Consider the following 16,976-nt stretch of genomic DNA (forward strand, 5'->3'; position numbering starts at 1 on the left):
TAATCAAAAAATTAGAACAGCAATTTGCCGAAAACTGGACCGAATTCTTGGAACCGCAATTATGGTGTTAGGAATTGGTTATCTGAGTATTTATACAGCATTGAAAGTTTCGCCAATGTTCCGTGTATTAATTCTTTGGCTTTATGCTGGAATTTTAGCTGGGTCTTATTATTTTTTAAAGAAGAAAGAAAAATGGTTCAAAACAGGACTTTGGCTTCGTAGCGCTGGAGCAAGTTTATTCTTGTTTGGCTGTTTTGGCGCATCGCAAATTCCGGCTCTTACATTTATAGATAATATTCCTCTTGCGTATTCGCTTATTGGAATCGGAATCGGAATCAATTTGTTTGTGGGATATATTATTAAACAGCAAACCTTTTTATCGCTCCATACTATTTTGAGTATTTTAATTCTCTGTGTAATTCCCGAAAAACTATTAATTACATTTTTACTAGCGTCAGTCACTGCAACAGCGGGAATTATTTTATCGTACAAAGAAAAATGGGAGTATCATTTGTTAATTGTTATTTCTGGTTTTATAATATTTGATATTTGGTTTACACAAGGCACAAATGCGTTAAGTAAGTCTCAAAATATCTTCGCTATAATCGGTATTGTTTTGGTTTCGGTTAGCTGTATGTATATGCAATACAGAAGTATTTATGCCAATACAAGATTTGATAAAATTGCCTTTGTAACGCATTTAACCAATTGGATTTTATTTGCTTTAGGCCTGGTTTTGCATTCAACCGGAAGCAGAATCAAAATCTTTGTTTTGCTGGCCGCGGGTATTCTTTGCCTTTTTGCAACACTATTTGCCAGAAAGAAAAAGATTTTTTGGCTGTATCATCTTGACGGAATGGTTTCGTTTGTACTTTTTGCTTTAACCATTTTTATGCTTAATGATTGGAAAGTAGGTTATGATATAATCGCATGCGGATTGTACTTCTTAGTGGTTACATGCCTAATAATTGTTTACAAAAGCAAGGAAATTTTATTGCATAAAATATTTTTAGGACTCAATCATGCTTTAGGGATTTTTATTTTAGGATTCTTTATTTTGCACATCAATCCATCCTCAGTACAAACCAATATTACAAATATCTTTGCTTCCTTAATTGTGATGATAGTGGCAACATTGTCAGTTTCTGTTTTTTGTGTTGCAAGAAAAGAATTTTTAGAAACAGATGTTTTCCTTTTAAAGAAAGATTTGAGCTTAAATGGAATTCTCTCTATTCTGTTTTCAATGTTCTTTTTCATAAGCTGGTATCATACAATCGAAATTTCGTTCTATTATCCGCTTGTGTTTATTGCTTTATTGTGGTGTCTTTTGCGCTTCAAATTCAAAACAAACACATTTGATATAGGAAGATTTACTTTTTTAAACATTGCTATTGTAGTAGGTGTAGTATTAATTGCTATAGAAGCAAAATCTAATTTAGATATTTTTTATGCTCTAGGAATTATTGCTGTAATTATAGCAAACTGGTTTGTAAAGGAATTTTATACAGATAAAAGCATTATTAAAACAATTAGCATTGTGGGGGCAAATGCATTACTTGTTTCGCTTTCTTATAAATATCTGTTTTTAGGAAATATTGTTCAAATTTTGCCTTGGATTGCTATTGCTATATTAAACCATGAATTTCTTTGGCTTCAATTTAAGCGAAAAACACTTTCTTCAGACAACCAAATTCTGCTGTATCTTTTTTGTGCGGTTTTTTTAATATTCGGAAATGCTTTGTTTTTATATAACACCCAATTTTTAAATACTATCGAAATTGGATTGATTGCTTTGGGACTTTCTGCTGTCGAAGTTTATGTTTTGTTTGCAGATAAAATAAGAAACAAGTCAAACGAGGTTATTTCTGGATGGGGAAGTTTCCATACATTAAATTGTGAGCTGATACTTCTTAATGCTTTAATTTTTGGTTTCTCTTGTATTGAACTTACCTATATTCCAATATATTTAGGAGGTTTGGCTATATTAATTTTTTGGATTTTTCAGAAAATTGAAAAATTTGGGCGTTACAACATTTATTCGTTTGTACTATTAATTGGAACAATATTTTTAAGTATTTATCAGGCCATTTTTGATGCCAATCCTGATAATAGAATTATACTTTATAGTGTGCAAGCCTTATGCGTTTTGCTATCTGTAGTTTATTATTATTTGCAAGTAAAAAGTACAAGAGAAGCAGGTAAAATGTTTATTTCAGTTTTACCGATTGTTCAAAACTTATGGATCATCACTTTATTATTTATTCAGGTAGAAATTGCTTATTTGCCAGCTATATTTATGCTTTTGGCCATCTTGAATTTTGGTCTGATTTTATACAGAAAGATAAATTTAGCTCCAGAATCGATTTTAATTATTTCACTTTTGTCCATTTTAGTTTCTGCTTTTTACAGCGTCAAAAAGCTTAATGATTTTGATTTGATCGATTGGGGATTACAGCTATTGAGTGTGGCTTTATTGATTGTCTTAGTTATCCTGATCAAGAAAAAAGATTTCATAAAAGAATTGAAAGTAGATTTTCAAATTGTCATCAACTTTTGGCTTTCTACAATTATGTTTGCGCAATTAGAGCATAAATGGCTTCCTGTGTTTTGGGCCTCAACTGCTATTGTAAATAGTATTCTTTATTATAAAAAAATAGGAAACAAAAAGGAAATCAGTATTGTGTATTACTTACTGGCCAATTTTCATTTGGCTTTTGTAAGTTTCAATTATTTTGAATCTAGATTCGAATTTGTATACCTTATTATATTTGCGTTACTGGCACTATACATTTTTATTGTCTATAAATATATCGAAGATTTCGAATTTAAAAACAGCATTATTATTTATCCAGCCACTTTTAGTATTGGTTTATTTTTGTTCCTTACATTCGATAAAGGAATCTTAACCTTCTTCTGGATATTAGAATCTCTAGGATTGCTTATATTAGGTATTCTTCTTAAAGAAAAATATTTTAGATATGTATCATTGTCTTTGGTAGGAATTTGTGTTATACGACTCATGTTTTTTGACTTATCAAACGCAGATTTCCTAATCAGAGCTATGGTTTTATTAGGAGTTGGAATAGTACTTTTGATTATGAATACGCTATTTAAAAAATACAAAGAGCGATTTGATTAACATAAATCTTTCTCAATAAAAAGAACCACAAATTCAAATAAATGAATTTGTGGTTCTTGTGTTTTAGACCCTGATTTAATTTGTTTTTTTAGCTAAAATATCATTTCCTAAGTTTTGGTTTTTCTTGAATTATATTAAAATAAGAAGCGCTAAAAGCAGATAGACTTTTATAACCAACCAAATGAGCAATCTGACTTAAAGTATATTGTTTGGCATCTAAAAGTTCAATGCTTTTTAGAATACGAATTAGTCGCAAATATTTTTGAAGCGTAATATTTGTTTTCTGTTTAAAAACCCTTTGCAAACTGCGAACCGACATTTGGGCTAGATTGGCCAATTCGTCAATTTCAAAAGCATATTGATAATTTTTGTTGATGTAATCGCAAACAGGAATCAAACGGTCATCTGCAGGAACTGGAATTTGTAATGCATTGTTTTCTTTGCAAAAGTTAGGAAGACTCGTTAAAATCGCTTTTAAGAAATTGGACTGTTCTTCATTTTCTGTTAAAAGTTTATCCCATTTTTGAGCATAAAGAATCATTTCTTTTAAAACATTGGGAGCCGAGAAAACATGCACATTTTGAAAAAAATCTTGCGTGGGAACAGATTTGAATAAAGCAATTATCAAGTTTACGGTTTTAGATTCTGAAGAAATGCGATGTTCTTTTTTGGTCGGAATCCAGATAACATGGTTTTGCGGAACGAGATAAGTCTTTTCTTCAATATGAAAATATTGATAACCCTCTTCTACATAAGTTAATTGGTAACGTTCGTGCGTGTGCAGATATTCGTCATGCTGCCAGTTTTGGTCATACCAAACATAAGCGTTTGTTGATATATTGTCTAGAAATTGACCTTCCGTTGGTTCAGATAAGCCACATTTTAAATTGGCGTTTTGCATGTACTTTTTGGCAAAGTTAATAAAAACGTCATTGCTAATTTTGTAAATGAATATAATTTACAATAACATGAATAAACTACATCTCTTTTGGATCGGTATTTTGACATTATTAGTGATCCATACAAGTGAAGCGCAGAATAAAAAAACGAACATATTGGTACTTATACATTCTGACAATGGCGGAACTTACGAATTGGCAAAAGAAATTGCTAAAGGAATCGAGAGTGACCAAAATGCTACAGCAATTATAAAACAAGTAAAAACGGCAACTAATTCAAAATTAAAAGAAATTCCAGTTGCAACGGTTGAGGAGTTGCCATCGTATGACGGAATCGCGTTTGGTTCGCCTGTTTATTTTGGAAATATTAGTACTGCCATGAGTGAGTTTCTCTCTAAAACAGTCAATTTATGGACGAATCATGCTTTAGAAGGAATGCCTGCAATGGTTTTCATGTCGGCAGGAAGTGGCGCTGGAAAAGAATTGGCTTTACAGTCTTTTTGGAATAGCTTGGCCGTGCATGGAATGGTTTTGGTTTCAAACGGAATTAGAGGTAATGAAAAAATCGACAAGAAAATTCCGCAGGGAAATTCTGTTTTAGGAACCACAAGTTTGGCTTCCTTAAAAGATGTTGAAAGACCAACAAAAGATGAACGTTATTTAGCCGAATTGCAAGGAAAAAATTTTGCTAAAGTTGCTTCTGCTTTAAAAGGAACTTTTGCTAAGAAAGAAATAACAGTAAAACAAGAATCTTCAATTAATGCTATTTTAAAATCGAAGAATATTGTATTGCCGCAAGTGCCTAAACCAGCAGGAAATTATCAGCCATATGTTCGTACAGGAAATTTGATATTTATTAATCAAGTGGCTTTAAAAGATGGAAAAATCCTGAATCCAGGAAGATTAGGATTGAATGTAGATGAACAGCAAGTTAAAGACGCAACCGAACAGACAATGCTAAACGTAATTTCGGTTTTGAATGGAGCAGTTGACGGAGATTTAAACCGTGTAAAACGTTGTGTGCAATTGACAGGGATTTTCAATACCAAAGACGATTATACCAAACACGCTGATTTAATGAACGTTGCTTCAAATCTTACTGCTGAAATTTTTGGCGAAAAAGGAAAACATGCTAGAGCGACTTTCGGAGCTTCTTCAATTCGGTAAATTCTTCAGTAGAAATACAAGCTGTTTTTGAGGTAGAATAAAATTAGCTTAAAAAGAAAAACTCCTTAAATGTTTTATTTAAGGAGTTTTTGAATTTATGAAATGGTTGTTTATTTATTTCACCAAGTAAGGAACCTGATCTGCTTCGCAAAGTCTAAAATAGCCCAAAGCAAAATTAGTAGCATCGGTTGTATTTACAATGTTTCCTCTAATATTTCCAGGAGGAATAGAAAACGGATTAGAATTTGAAGCTTCTAGAATTAATTTCCAATAATTATAGAAATTTTTAGAAACACCTCTATGCGTAATTGTTACAGTCGTTCCCGTTTTTATATCGTCTTCATGAGAATATCTTGTACTGATTTCGTTTCCGTTATAAAATTCATCATTTGTGATTTCATATTCTGGATAAATCAAAAATGAACTTTGATAATCAGTCACATAATAATTGGTTTGATCTGCAGGATCAGTGTAATAAAAAGTCAATTCAATGATATCTGTTCCGTCAAAATCTTTAACAATATTTTGCTCCACTTTATTAATTGGAGTTACAGAAGTCAATTTTTCAACAGCTGTAAAACTTTGGCCTTCGGCATCAACAAATAATTTATAATCAGCATTAAGTACAGGAACAAAATTGGTGCATTTGTACACTCCAGCTTCGGTTTCGTTAAAAGTAAAAGTATCGCCATTACCGTTTTCTACTCGTACCTGCGCACCCGAAACTTTTGGCGTCGAGCCGCTGTAGTAAGGAGCTGTTTTACTAATTTTTATAGTTTGTTCTTTCCCGTCGGTTCCTTTTTTCCAAATAATTTCAGCATCAATAACCAGTTTGGTTTCACCAGTTGGCAAATCAAGATTGACCACATCTTCGCATGAAGCAAAAGAAAAAACAAAAAGTAGAGTTATTAATGCCAGTGCTTTGTTCATTATGTGTTTTTTTAATTTATTCATAGCATTAAAATTTAAAATTATAAGTAACTCCAGGTACAATTCCGAAAATAGAAAGTCTTCGGGTTTCATTTGCTCCTGTGTCTTCATTGGTTGTAAAACTCATAGAAGTCGCATTTTTTCTGTTGTAAACGTTGTAAAGGCTAAATACCCAATAGCTTTGCCACCCTTTCTTTTTGTCTGGTTTTGGCGTATAAGTCGCTGCGAGATCAAGATGGTGGAAAAGTGGTAATCTGTTTTCGTTTCTTAAAGAATAATTTGGAACATGGATGCCGCCCATTTCATAATAACCATTAGGATACGTTACTGGCTGACCAGATTGTAAAGTGAAATTACTATTGAAAGACCATTTCGGATTCAATTCATAACTTCCCACAATGCTTAAATTATGCAATTTGTCATATCCAGATAAATACCAATTACCGTTTGCAATTCCTGGTTCTTCAGGAGTTCTTCCTGGTGTTTTTTGTTCGGCTCTAGATAAGGTATATGAAACCCATCCTGTGAATACGCCAGTATTTTTTCTAAACAGTAATTCCATTCCATAAGATCTGGCTTTCCCGTTTAGAATAACTTGCTCAATGTTGTTGTTAGCCAAAACATCAGCACCGTCAATATAGTCAATACGATTTTGAACATTTTTATAAAATAATTCAGTTTCTAAAGAGTAATCTCCGTCTTTAAAATTTCTAAAATAACCCATCGCATACTGATCCAAAAGCTGAGGTTTTGTAAAAGGTCCGCTTGGAGTCCAGATGCTCATTGGTAAAGGAGATTGTGTGTTTGATAAAATATGAATGTACTGCGCCATTCTGTTGTAACTTGCTTTTATAGAAGTTTCGTCATTAAAGGCATAAGATAAAGCAACTCTAGGTTCAAAATTATTGAATTTGCTGATAGTTTTTCCTTTTCCGTAAGTAATGCTTCCGTTTGGCGTTCCTTCTTCATAAATATTGTATAACGGATTATACACTACTGCCTGACCATTTTCGTAAGTGCTTATTGTTTCATCTCCTAAACGATAAAACATGCTGTAGCGAAGTCCGTAACGGAAATTCAATTTCTCAGTAATCTGATTTTCGAAATCAACAAAAGCAGATGCTTCTAAAGCATATTTTTTATCCAATTGCATATAATTGAACTGAGAATCTGGGCTAGTTGGTTTTACAACTCCCGGATTGAAATTATAATACAAACCATCAACACCATAATTGATTTTAAATTTCTCAGACTGCTGAAGATTCCAATTGTATTTCAATCCGTAACTCTGAATGTTGCTGTCCCATTTAAAGCTTTCAATCGGAATTTCTAAATTAAATCTGTAATCACTATAGAACGTTGATAAATTACTGCTTAAGCGATCAGAAAATTTATGTTTCCAGCTCAAAATTCCCATTGTGCTTCCATAAGTGCTTGCAAAACGATCATTAATATCGAATACGTCATTTCCGAAATAACCAGAAAATGAAAGCGTGTTTTTGGCGTTAAAACGATAGTTCAGCTTTGTATTCAAATCATAAAACATTGCTGAGTTATTATTATCAGCCAATTTCATAAATAAATGTGCATAAGAAGCACGCCCAGAAAGAATAAAAGAACCTTTTTCTTTTTGCAACGGACCTTGAACTAAAAGACGGCTCGAAATAATCCCGATTCCTCCATTAACTTTATACTCTTCAAAATCTCCCGTTTGTTGCGTAACATCTAAAACAGAAGAAACGCGTCCTCCAAATTTTGACGGAATTCCTCCTTTGTATAAATCTAAACCGTTTACGATATCAGCATTAAAAATAGAAAAGAACCCGAACATATGCGAATCTGCATAAACAGGAGCACCATCTAAAAGAATCAAATTCTGATCGGCAGCACCACCGCGAACATTAAAGCCAGAAGAAGCTTCTCCAGCATTGGTAACACCAGGCAAAGTCAAAATCGATTTTAAAGGATCGGCTTCTCCCATTGCAACTGGAATTTTTTTGATTTCCTGCATAGAAAGCCTGTTAACACTCATTTGGGTTGTTTTAATGTCAACTGCTTTATTATTCATTACAATAACTTCTCCCAATTGCTGACTGTCAGAATCGATGTTGAAATTAACCTTAGTGTCATCAGAAACAGAAACTCGTTTTTCTTCATTTTTAAATCCAACATAACTTACCTGAACGGTATAATTTCCATTTGGAACATCGATGCTATATTTTCCGTTAGGATCTGTTACAACACCAGTTTCGAGTTCTTTAATGTAGACATTAGCGCCAATAACAGGTTGTCTTTCGTCATCAAGAACGTGGCGGTTAGCTTGCTTTTTTTTTGGCAGGCTTTTGAGTTTGTTGCACTTTCTGTTTAACAAAAATATTGTTACCAACTACAGAAAATTGTACAGACGAAATTTTATTCAATTCCGTAATAAGACTGCTGATTTCAATATTCTTAAAAGTATTTTTCTGAGTAAAATACTTTTTATTGGTATCAATTTGATCAGTAAAAGCAAATTTAAGATCGGTTTGATTTTCGATCTGTTTAAAGAATTCTTTTAAAGTTACATTTTGGTCAACAGTTACGGTAACGCTTTGAGCAGACATACACAAACTGAATAAAAAAAAGCATGCTGAAATTATATGCTTCATGAAATTTTGTATTTTTGAATATTATTAAATGGATAACTTGATGTTATCCTGAACATTAAGGAGGATGTGGAGTTTCGCGGCTTACATCCTTTTTTGTCTTCATTGAAAAGTGATCTGCTTTAAATCTTCATTTATTTCAAAGTTTAGGTTATACATTTCTGATAGTAATTGTAAAATCGTTTTTAAATCTTCTTTTCTATTGATTCGAATTGTGATTTTCTGATTTTGGTTTTCTTTCGGAAGAACCACTTTATAGCCATAATTCTCTTCGATGTAATGGCTTATCGCAGAAAGATTTTCATTATCAAAATCTACAAAACGGCTAAATTCTGATACCGAAGCGGTTTGGTTTCCGTAGGTGAATTTTTCTCCCGGTTTCAAAATCCATTTTTGATTTTGACCCTTCACATTCATCTGAACGCTTCCTTCAAATAATTCAACAGTAATTTCTTCGTTTTTAGATTCTTTCACTATAAAGGAAGTTCCTAAAACGGTAGTTGTTGTTTCATCGCAAAAAACCTGAAATGGATGCTGTTTGTCTTTCTTAACTTTAAAATAGGCCTCGCCATCCATTTGGATTTTTCTATTTAAAGCAAAATCGTTTCCATAAATAATTTTAGAATTTGGAGCCAATTCTACTTTTGAGCTATCTGGCAAAACCACATATTTTATTGTTGAGGTTTTATTTTCGATTACATTTTCAGAAAGAACTACATTTTCAGCTGAAGGGTTTTCTGTAAAATAAAATCCAGTTCCAATAAGAGCAAAAAGTAAAACCGAAGCCGCCGCATAAAGATGCCAAGGCTTAAATTTTCTTTTCTTTTTTGAAAATGTTATAGAATGAAATTGTTCCCATGAAGCTTCTTTTTCATCTTCGGAGTGAGAAAGGGGAGACTCTTTCCATAATTTTTTAAATTCTTCGTCAAATTTTTCCTGATCCATCTTTTCTAGATATTAAATGATTTGACAATGAAATCCTTGTTTGCTGAAAACACGATAAACCATTTCTTTAATATCACGGTTGGTTTCGATTTTGAGGATGTTTTCGCGTCCCTGACGATCAAAATTGATGATACAGTCAGAAATGACAAACTGAAGATAAGCTACAAGCAAGCTGGCATCTTTCTTTGTTTTTACATTAGTTTTATACGCTTCGATATGCATTTTTAGTTCTTGTTTTATAGTATAACAAACGAGAACTAAAAAGTTCCTAATGGTTTTCGATTTTTTTTCGAATAAATTTACTGGCGAGATAAATATGATTGGCAATGGTCTTTTCAGAAAGATCCGTTATTTCTGCAATCTCCTTATAGCTAAGGTTTTCCAGTTTATGTAAAGTGAAGATTTTTTGTTGCTGTTCTGGAAGCTGATTAATGAAATTTTGTAGTTTTTCTTGCCTTTCTTCAAAAATTCCAGAGTCTGATTCTTCCTGTGGCACGTCAACTTGATTCGGATCAAGCTGAATTATTTTATTTTCTCTGTTAACGTGATTGATAATAATGTTTTTGCAGATAACAAATATCTGTTTGTCAAACAAAACATCTTCGTTAAGCAGTTCTCTTTTATTATATAGTCTTATGAAAGTTTCCTGAACAAAGTCTTCAGGAGTAAATACAGAAGAGTTAAATCGTTTGGCAATATTTATTAGTTTATCGTAGTAGCTGAAGTAAACTTCCTTAAAAGCCGCTTCATTACCTTTTTTTAAACTTAAAATAAATTTTTTATTGTCCATAACGAAAATATCGTAACTAGCTTCCTAGTCTAAACTCATTGGTATCAATATTATTGTATTCAGAAATTTGAGCAATTTCAAATCAGAAATGTAATAAGTTGCAAAGAACCGTAATTAAATTTAAGATTTGACGCTTTTGCAACGAGAAATGTTACAAATAGGGGGAAGCTTTTTTTTCTGGTGGAGCAAAATTAAAAAGAATGTTTTGGAGTTGAGGACTTTTTTTTAGTAAAAATGGAAAGCAATTATTCTCTTTTTATTGCTGAAAATGTATCGTCAATTTGAGACTGCTTATAAAATACCTTTATAAGCGAGCTGTAAGTTTATCTAGAAAAACAAAAAGCTTTTCGTTCATTTCTGTATAATCATGAGAAAGAATTTCTTCAGGATTTTGAACAAATGGATATTTTTTGCTTTTGGCTAATAAATCAGTTTCACTTTCAATTAAAAGAGAAACGACTTTGGTTGTGAGTTCCATATGACATTGAAAGCCATAAACAAGATCAGAATAGGAAATAATCTGAACAGGACACCCTTCGCTAAAAGCTAAGACTTTACTTTCTTTGGTTAAACCTGGCATATCGTTGTGCCAATGGCCAACATTTAAAGTGGTGCCAAAATGATTTATTTTGTCGTCTATTAATCCTTCTTTGGTTAAAGTAATCGGAAAGACTCCAATTTCTTTTTCTGGACTATGACCAAAATTTGCTCCTAAAGCTTCGCTAATAAGTTGCGATCCTAAACAAACTCCCACAACTGCTTTTCCTAGAGAAATGCATTTTCGAATCAAAGCAATTTCAGCTTCAGCATTAAAATAACGACATTCTTTAAGAGTCATGTTTGGACTTTGAGGTCCGCCCATTACAATCAGCATGTCTATAAAATCAGCAGAATCTGGCAAAGCTTCATTTTTATAAACTTTAGAAAAAGTTATTTTGTGATTTCTGCTTTCTGCCCAATTCAAATACGCGCCTGGAGCTTCGTAAGTTTCGTGTTGTATAAAGTGTATGTTCATTCGATCTAAAAAAATTACAGCAAATATATTAGGATAAAGAGCGTTTTTGATAGTCCACTTTTTCTTTTACTGAAATAGTCCAGATTTAAGAATTTAGCATAAGAATCATCTGAATATCAACTCTATCATAAGCTGACGAAAGGCCTGTTACTTCTTTAAATCCTAATTTCTCATACAATTTAATAGCTGGTTTCAATTTGGTATTGCTTTCTAAATAAATTTTAGAAGCTCCTTTTTCTTTAGCCCATTTTATCGCAGATTCTGCCAATAATAATCCAACACCTTTTCCTTGCGCTTTCGGATTAACGGCCATTTTGGCTAATTCGTAATCGTAATCTTTTCCTTCACTTTTTATTAATGCGCAAACGCCTAAAACTTCCTCGTTTAAAACTGCGGCAAAAATTTCTCCGCCTTTGTTTATAATGTAATCTTCGGCATGATCAAGCGCTTTTACATCATTTGGTTCAACTACAAAATAATTTGAAATCCATTCTATGTTTAAATCCTTGAAATCTTTTTTGTATTTCGGGTTATAAGTTACTATTTCTACTTGTTCGTTATTTTTCATAATGCTATTAAATACTATTTTTTATTATTCTGCCCAATTTTTCCAGATCAGAATTTACGCGTTCATTCCATTCTAAAACATAGGTTAATCTCATGCAGTTGTTGTATTGATTGTACTGCGAAAAAATTCTTCCTGGTGCAAAGACGATTTTTTGAGCGAGAGCAGTGTTGTATAATTCTGTTGTAGAAATTCTTTCATCTAATTCTATCCATAACATAAAACCGCCTTTTGGCTGTGCTATTTTGGTGTTGTCTGGAAAATAAGATTCTACAGCACGGCTAATCTGAAGATAATTATTGTAAAGCTTATTTCTAAAAGACCTCAGATGATGATCGTAACGTCCATGTTCTAAGAAATCTGCAATGACATCTGAATATAAAGAAGAATTGCAAACCGTTTGAACTAGTTTTTGACGTATGATTTTATCTTTAAATTTTCCGGTGCAATCCATCCAACGCGATAACCTGGTGCAAGCGTTTTAGAAACAGATCCGATCCACAAAACCAAACCAGCTTCGTCATAAAATTTGCAAGGCTTTGGGCGTTCTGAACCAAAGTAAAGATTGCCGTAAATATCGTCTTCAATTAATGGAATATTATATTGTGTTATCAGTCGTACCAGTTCTTGCTTGTTTTCATCAGGCATTTGAAACCCCATTGGATTATTAAAATTAGTAACAAAACAACAGGCCTTTATTTCAGGCATTACTTTTTTTAAAGCGTCGAGATCTATTCCATACAAAGGATGGGTCGGAATTTCAACAGCTTTTAAACCTAATGCCTTAATGGCTTGAAGTATTCCAAAATAAGCAGGACTTTCTACAGCAACACTGTCTCCTGGAGATGTCACGGCCATAAGTGCATTGTACATGGCATGCATAGCGCCAGAAGTAATTACAAGATCGTCTTCGGTAATTTTTCCTTCCATAACAAGTGCCCATTTTGCAATGGCACGTCGAAGTTCTTCAGATCCTTGAACGGGTTCGTAGGTTGTGCCGGCGTCACTTCTATTTCGTACAGCATTGATGATTCCTTTGTTAAGTTTTGCAATTGGAAGAAAATTTTTTCCAGGTAATCCAAGTGCAAATTGTGTTACATCGGTTTGATTGATGGTACCGAAAACTTTATCAATAAGCTCCTCGGGCGTATTTTCTGTTTCGTGATTGTTTATACTCGCAATTGTTGGAAGTGCCGTTGTGCGTTGTGAACTTTTGCTTACATAATATCCCGTTTTTGGACGAGATTCTATAAGAGAACGGCTTTCGAGTTCTAAATATGCTTGTTTAATGGTATTAAGGCTAACATTATATAGTTTTTGCGCACTTCGTACAGAAGGCAGTTTGTCGCCAAGCATTAAAGTTTCAGTGTGAATTTGATCTTCAATGATTTTGGCAATTTTTAAATATAATGTTTCTTGATTCTTCATTGTGCTTTTTCTTAAGCGTTTAAAGGTTGAGATAATGAATAAAATGTTCGGTACTTTTTTTAGTTGTTCAGCATTATTGAAATTGGCACTTCTTTTTTCGTTAGAAATTTTTTGATGTATTCATTAAATGTTGCTTTATCTTCATTTGTCAAACTTCCGTTATCATAAATTTTAAATCCGATTTCATTATTTTCATCCAATACTAAACTTGCAAACGAATTTATTTCATTGTCTTTTTCGCAGAGAAGAAAAGGCATTCCAAAAAGCATTTTATCTTCAGCTTTTTCACGCATGTTCTGAATGAAGATGTTTTGCAAAATCTCCATATCAAATACATAAACTTCTCTAAATGTTGTCTTTTTCTGTGTTGTTGCTTTAGATTCCATATCTTTTTTTAGCAAAATTATTGCTATCGGGTTTATGGGTACAGATACAGAAAAAACTTTTTTTACGGGTACAGATTAAAATTACTGTTTTTTGTTGAGAGGATGAAATAATTGTAAAAAGAAAGTCCCTGAATGTTATTCAGAGACTTTAAATTATAAAGAAGAAAAGGAAATTAATTATTGATTTTCCTTTTCTAAATCGGCAACAGAAATCTGATCTAATATATTCGTTTGATTTGGCGAAATATAGTTTTTATTTTCGATCGTTGCTTCTTTCTTAAAAAGAAGATCTAAGGCATTATATAGTTTTAATAAAACATCACGATCTGCTTTATCAATTTCTAAAGCAGTATTAAAGTTAAAAACATAATTATTCGAATTGCGCACTTCGACTTTTATTGTTTTTGATGTGATCTTAAATTTAACTATATCCATATGTTTGTAAATTACCTTTGCAAAATAACTATTTTAATGGCAGTTTTTGCGGATATTTTTTGATTTTTTAATTACAAATAATTTTTATTTTCCTCTTTTAATTTTAGCAATACATCCATTGCTTTTTGCGCGTCATTTTCATCAACAAATATATGGTCGTGAAAATAGGCGACAACTACATTGCAACTTATATTGGCTTTTCCTAAAGCTTGAGAAAATGCGAGCAGTTAAACCTACTGCAGCCAAAGAAGAATGAACTTCTAAAGTAATCCAAGAAGCAACATAAGAGAAGTTAAGATTAAGTTCTTCTGCAAAGTGTTTTTCTAGTACAACTGTGATTCCTTCTTGCTCTTTAAATAGAAATAAAATTTTAGAAAAAGGAATTAAATCTAAAGAATCTACTTTGGTGAAAACATACTTTCCGTCATTAAGAAGAGGATTAAGATTCTCTAAAATAGTGTTCAAATTTGTTTCGCCTTCCATAAAAATAGGATTGATTTTTATTTAAAAATAATAAAAAACCCTTAAACATTTCTGCTTAAGGGTTTTACCTTCTAAGTAGCGAGGACGGGAGTTGAACCCGTGACCTCAGGGTTATGAATCCTGCGCTCTAACCAACTGAGCTACCTCGCCTGGACTGCTATCATGAATTCGTGATTGCGGGTGCAAAGATAGAAATAATATTAAAGCGTGCAAGCATAAATTGAAGAAAAAAAAATATTTTTAAAAATGCATTGTTTTTGGACATATATTCTTATATTTCGAAAAAATTAAAAGTAGCACATGGATTCAAAAATACGTTACGAAATCGAGTTTCCGATCAATTCTTCGCCACAATTATTGTATCAATATATATCAACGCCGTCAGGTTTACAAGAATGGTTTGCTGACAATGTTAATTCAAGAGGTGAAATTTTTACTTTCATCTGGAATGATTCGCAGGAAAAAGCACGTTTGGCTTCAAAAAAATCTGGAGAAAAAGTAAAATTCAAATGGGTTGATGATAGCAGTAAAGATACCGAGTACTTTTTTGAACTTCATATTTTAGTTGATGAGTTGACTAAAGATGTATCGCTTATGGTAGTCGATTTTGCTGATAAAGAAGAATTAGGCGAGGCTAAACAATTGTGGGAGAACCAAATCTCAGATCTAAAACATCTTATAGGATCTGTTTAGTAAAAGTCTATTTTATACCTTATATTTGCCCTGAACAAAATTCAGGGTTTTTTTTATGATTAATTTTAACGGAAACATAGCGCAAGAAGATACAATATTAACTCAAAACCGCGCTTTTTTATACGGAGACGGTATCTTTGAAACAGTAAAAATTATCAATGGAAAAATCTTGTTTCTTGAGGATCATTATTTTAGGCTAATGGCTTCTATGCGAGTAGTGAGAATGATGATTCCGATGGATTTTACAATGGAATATTTTGAAGAGCAAATTCTGAACTTGGTAAAAGAACAAGGAATTGCATCTTCAGCTCGCGCAAGAATAACAGTTTTTAGAAATGATGGTGGTTTGTATCTTCCGAAAACTAATGATATCTCATTCTTAATCAATGCAACTCCAATTGAGAGTGTTTCTTATATTATAAATTCAAACGAATACGAAGTAGATTTGTATAAGGATTTCTATGTGACAAAACAGTTATTGTCGTCTCTTAAAACGACTAATAAAATGATTAATGTTACTGGAAGCATCTATGCGCACGAAAATGACCTTGCCAATTGCATTTTGCTAAATGACAGTAAAAATGTAGTAGAGGCGCTTCAGGGAAATATTTTCATGCTAACAGGTAAAAAGCTTATTACCCCTCCAGTTTCAGAAGGAGCTTTAAACGGAATTATGCGTAAACAAATTTTAGCGATTGCTAAAAAAATAGAAGGCATAGAAGTGCTAGAAGAAATAATTTCGCCATTTGATCTTCAAAAAGCAGACGAATTATTTCTGACTAATGTAATCATGGGAATACAGCCGATAACTAAATATCGAAAAAAAGAGTTTACAACAAATCTTGCTCATTTATTAGTGCAGAAACTAAATGAATCCATAGCTGAAAATTAATTCAGATATGGATTTTCTGGTGCGTTAGACCAAATAAGATAATCACCGCCTAGCTCAATAATCTGCTCTTTCCAAAAGTGAGTGGTAGATTTTCCGATAATTTTATTTTTATAATTATTATCAGCAATAATCCAAGAGTTTCCTTGCATCTCATTCTCAAGCTGATTTTCTTCCCAACCGGTATAACCTAAGAAAAAACGAATATTATTTTTGCTAATAGATCCGTTGTTTATAAGGTCTTTGGTGGACTCAAAATCGCCTCCCCAATAAATTCCATTTGAAATCTCCACACTGTTTGGAATTAACTCAGGAATATTATGGATAAAATAAAGGTTGTCTTGTTCTACAGGGCCTCCGTTATATATCTTAAAGTTAGCATCAATCTCAGGGATTAAGTCATTAATAGTGTATTTTAATGGCTTATTAATTATAAAACCTATTGATCCTTCTTTGTTATGGTCTGCTAATAAAATTACCGATCTGTTAAAAGATAAATCTCCAATTATTGAAGGCTCGGCAATAAGCAGGTGTCCTTTTTTTAATTTTTCTGAAATCATACGGTTA

19 protein-coding genes, 1 tRNA gene and 1 pseudogene are annotated in these 16,976 nt (G+C 32.5%); 4 read left to right on the forward strand and 17 right to left on the reverse strand.

The genetic code is table 11. The annotated features are described in order from the left end of the window. Positions 1-61: 61 nt before the first annotated feature. Positions 62-3,139 carry a DUF2339 domain-containing protein gene (locus P5P87_RS21265; protein WP_278020540.1) on the forward strand — a complete coding sequence of 1,026 codons (3,078 nt, stop codon included), beginning with the start codon at positions 62-64 and terminating at the stop codon, positions 3,137-3,139. Between the two features lie 100 nt (positions 3,140-3,239). Here P5P87_RS21265 and P5P87_RS21270 read toward each other — a convergent pair whose 3' ends face one another. After that, complete coding sequence (locus P5P87_RS21270) at positions 3,240-4,040, reverse strand: AraC family transcriptional regulator (RefSeq protein ID WP_278020541.1); 801 nt, start codon at positions 4,038-4,040, stop codon at positions 3,240-3,242. A 67-nt stretch (positions 4,041-4,107) separates the two neighbouring features. Here P5P87_RS21270 and P5P87_RS21275 point away from each other — a divergent pair. Further along, a pseudogene (locus tag P5P87_RS21275) lies at positions 4,108-5,246 on the forward strand (Atu1372/SO_1960 family protein). 73 nt (positions 5,247-5,319) lie between these two features. Here the strand turns inward: P5P87_RS21275 and P5P87_RS21280 are convergent. From P5P87_RS21280 to P5P87_RS21345, 15 genes are all read right to left on the reverse strand, one after another. Next, entirely contained in the window at positions 5,320-6,135 is an 816-nt protein-coding gene (locus P5P87_RS21280; RefSeq protein ID WP_233074205.1) for a DUF4249 domain-containing protein, read from the reverse strand. Between the two features lie 28 nt (positions 6,136-6,163). After that, on the reverse strand, positions 6,164-8,506 hold the full coding sequence (locus P5P87_RS21285; RefSeq protein ID WP_278020542.1) for a TonB-dependent receptor: 2,343 nt from the start codon (positions 8,504-8,506) through the stop codon (positions 6,164-6,166). Then, entirely contained in the window at positions 8,451-8,783 is a 333-nt protein-coding gene (locus P5P87_RS21290; RefSeq protein WP_278020543.1) for a hypothetical protein, read from the reverse strand. Before P5P87_RS21290 ends, P5P87_RS21285 begins: the two co-directional genes overlap by 56 nt. A 99-nt stretch (positions 8,784-8,882) precedes the next feature. Continuing rightward, on the reverse strand, positions 8,883-9,725 hold the full coding sequence (locus tag P5P87_RS21295; RefSeq protein WP_198858233.1) for a FecR family protein: 843 nt from the start codon (positions 9,723-9,725) through the stop codon (positions 8,883-8,885). A 12-nt stretch (positions 9,726-9,737) separates the two neighbouring features. After that, the gene (locus P5P87_RS21300; RefSeq protein WP_198858232.1) at positions 9,738-9,947 is read right to left on the reverse strand and encodes a hypothetical protein; all 210 of its coding nucleotides are present in this window, start codon (positions 9,945-9,947) and stop codon (positions 9,738-9,740) included. Positions 9,948-9,993: 46 nt separating this feature from the next. Next, positions 9,994-10,515: an RNA polymerase sigma factor gene (locus P5P87_RS21305; protein ID WP_198858231.1), complete on the reverse strand. Its 522-nt coding sequence runs from the start codon at positions 10,513-10,515 to the stop codon at positions 9,994-9,996. 304 nt (positions 10,516-10,819) lie between these two features. After that, the gene (locus tag P5P87_RS21310; RefSeq protein WP_278020544.1) at positions 10,820-11,530 is read right to left on the reverse strand and encodes a type 1 glutamine amidotransferase; all 711 of its coding nucleotides are present in this window, start codon (positions 11,528-11,530) and stop codon (positions 10,820-10,822) included. Positions 11,531-11,615: 85 nt separating this feature from the next. Then, positions 11,616-12,098 (reverse strand): GNAT family N-acetyltransferase, encoded by a 483-nt coding sequence (locus P5P87_RS21315; protein ID WP_198858229.1) that lies wholly within the window; start codon positions 12,096-12,098, stop codon positions 11,616-11,618. A 7-nt stretch (positions 12,099-12,105) separates the two neighbouring features. Beyond that, on the reverse strand, positions 12,106-12,549 hold the full coding sequence (locus P5P87_RS21320) for an aminotransferase-like domain-containing protein (protein WP_278020545.1): 444 nt from the start codon (positions 12,547-12,549) through the stop codon (positions 12,106-12,108). Further along, on the reverse strand, positions 12,501-13,523 hold the full coding sequence (locus P5P87_RS21325; protein ID WP_278020546.1) for an aminotransferase-like domain-containing protein: 1,023 nt from the start codon (positions 13,521-13,523) through the stop codon (positions 12,501-12,503). The genes P5P87_RS21320 and P5P87_RS21325 overlap by 49 nt, the downstream gene beginning before the upstream one ends. A 59-nt stretch (positions 13,524-13,582) precedes the next feature. Then, positions 13,583-13,909, reverse strand: a complete 327-nt coding sequence (locus P5P87_RS21330) for a hypothetical protein (RefSeq protein ID WP_278020547.1) — start codon at positions 13,907-13,909, stop codon at positions 13,583-13,585. A gap of 177 nt (positions 13,910-14,086) precedes the next feature. Beyond that, positions 14,087-14,344 carry a hypothetical protein gene (locus P5P87_RS21335; RefSeq protein WP_278020548.1) on the reverse strand — a complete coding sequence of 86 codons (258 nt, stop codon included), beginning with the start codon at positions 14,342-14,344 and terminating at the stop codon, positions 14,087-14,089. Between the two features lie 71 nt (positions 14,345-14,415). Next, positions 14,416-14,535: a hypothetical protein gene (locus P5P87_RS26205; protein WP_422854103.1), complete on the reverse strand. Its 120-nt coding sequence runs from the start codon at positions 14,533-14,535 to the stop codon at positions 14,416-14,418. Continuing rightward, positions 14,486-14,827, reverse strand: coding sequence for an ACT domain-containing protein (locus tag P5P87_RS21340; RefSeq protein ID WP_278020549.1), 342 nt, complete (start codon positions 14,825-14,827; stop codon positions 14,486-14,488). The genes P5P87_RS26205 and P5P87_RS21340 overlap by 50 nt, the downstream gene beginning before the upstream one ends. 76 nt (positions 14,828-14,903) lie before the next feature. Next, positions 14,904-14,977, reverse strand: a tRNA-Met gene (locus tag P5P87_RS21345). Between the two features lie 150 nt (positions 14,978-15,127). On the opposite strand from P5P87_RS21345, the gene P5P87_RS21350 reads away from it, so the two are divergent. Together P5P87_RS21350 and P5P87_RS21355 are read left to right on the forward strand one after the other, a co-directional pair. Next, positions 15,128-15,520 carry an START-like domain-containing protein gene (locus P5P87_RS21350; protein ID WP_198858224.1) on the forward strand — a complete coding sequence of 131 codons (393 nt, stop codon included), beginning with the start codon at positions 15,128-15,130 and terminating at the stop codon, positions 15,518-15,520. A gap of 55 nt (positions 15,521-15,575) precedes the next feature. Next, positions 15,576-16,412 carry an aminotransferase class IV gene (locus P5P87_RS21355; RefSeq protein ID WP_278020550.1) on the forward strand — a complete coding sequence of 279 codons (837 nt, stop codon included), beginning with the start codon at positions 15,576-15,578 and terminating at the stop codon, positions 16,410-16,412. Here the strand turns inward: P5P87_RS21355 and P5P87_RS21360 are convergent. Beyond that, positions 16,409-16,969 (reverse strand): YqgE/AlgH family protein, encoded by a 561-nt coding sequence (locus tag P5P87_RS21360; protein ID WP_008464759.1) that lies wholly within the window; start codon positions 16,967-16,969, stop codon positions 16,409-16,411. The genes P5P87_RS21355 and P5P87_RS21360 overlap by 4 nt on opposite strands. Positions 16,970-16,976 lie beyond the last annotated feature (7 nt).

This window comes from Flavobacterium ginsengisoli, from assembly GCF_029625315.1.
GTDB classification, from domain to species: Bacteria; Bacteroidota; Bacteroidia; order Flavobacteriales; family Flavobacteriaceae; genus Flavobacterium; species Flavobacterium ginsengisoli.

Excerpts from the sequence above, each read along its gene's own strand:
- P5P87_RS21355 (WP_278020550.1), top strand. The coding sequence starts at position 15,576 with ATGATTAATTTTAACGGAAACATAGCGCAAGAAGATACAATATTAACT.
- P5P87_RS21280 (WP_233074205.1), bottom strand. The coding sequence starts at position 6,135 with ATGAACAAAGCACTGGCATTAATAACTCTACTTTTTGTTTTTTCTTTT.
- P5P87_RS21295 (WP_198858233.1), bottom strand. The coding sequence starts at position 9,725 with ATGGATCAGGAAAAATTTGACGAAGAATTTAAAAAATTATGGAAAGAG.
- P5P87_RS21340 (WP_278020549.1), bottom strand. The coding sequence starts at position 14,827 with ATGGAAGGCGAAACAAATTTGAACACTATTTTAGAGAATCTTAATCCT.
- P5P87_RS21330 (WP_278020547.1), bottom strand. The coding sequence starts at position 13,909 with ATGGAATCTAAAGCAACAACACAGAAAAAGACAACATTTAGAGAAGTT.
- P5P87_RS21300 (WP_198858232.1), bottom strand. The coding sequence starts at position 9,947 with ATGCATATCGAAGCGTATAAAACTAATGTAAAAACAAAGAAAGATGCC.
- P5P87_RS21325 (WP_278020546.1), bottom strand. The coding sequence starts at position 13,523 with ATGAAGAATCAAGAAACATTATATTTAAAAATTGCCAAAATCATTGAA.
- P5P87_RS21320 (WP_278020545.1), bottom strand. The coding sequence starts at position 12,549 with ATGGATTGCACCGGAAAATTTAAAGATAAAATCATACGTCAAAAACTA.
- P5P87_RS21290 (WP_278020543.1), bottom strand. The coding sequence starts at position 8,783 with ATGAAGCATATAATTTCAGCATGCTTTTTTTTATTCAGTTTGTGTATG.
- P5P87_RS21360 (WP_008464759.1), bottom strand. The coding sequence starts at position 16,969 with ATGATTTCAGAAAAATTAAAAAAAGGACACCTGCTTATTGCCGAGCCT.
- P5P87_RS21315 (WP_198858229.1), bottom strand. The coding sequence starts at position 12,098 with ATGAAAAATAACGAACAAGTAGAAATAGTAACTTATAACCCGAAATAC.
- P5P87_RS21270 (WP_278020541.1), bottom strand. The coding sequence starts at position 4,040 with ATGCAAAACGCCAATTTAAAATGTGGCTTATCTGAACCAACGGAAGGT.
- P5P87_RS21335 (WP_278020548.1), bottom strand. The coding sequence starts at position 14,344 with ATGGATATAGTTAAATTTAAGATCACATCAAAAACAATAAAAGTCGAA.
- P5P87_RS21310 (WP_278020544.1), bottom strand. The coding sequence starts at position 11,530 with ATGAACATACACTTTATACAACACGAAACTTACGAAGCTCCAGGCGCG.
- P5P87_RS21305 (WP_198858231.1), bottom strand. The coding sequence starts at position 10,515 with ATGGACAATAAAAAATTTATTTTAAGTTTAAAAAAAGGTAATGAAGCG.
- P5P87_RS21265 (WP_278020540.1), top strand. The coding sequence starts at position 62 with ATGGTGTTAGGAATTGGTTATCTGAGTATTTATACAGCATTGAAAGTT.
- P5P87_RS21350 (WP_198858224.1), top strand. The coding sequence starts at position 15,128 with ATGGATTCAAAAATACGTTACGAAATCGAGTTTCCGATCAATTCTTCG.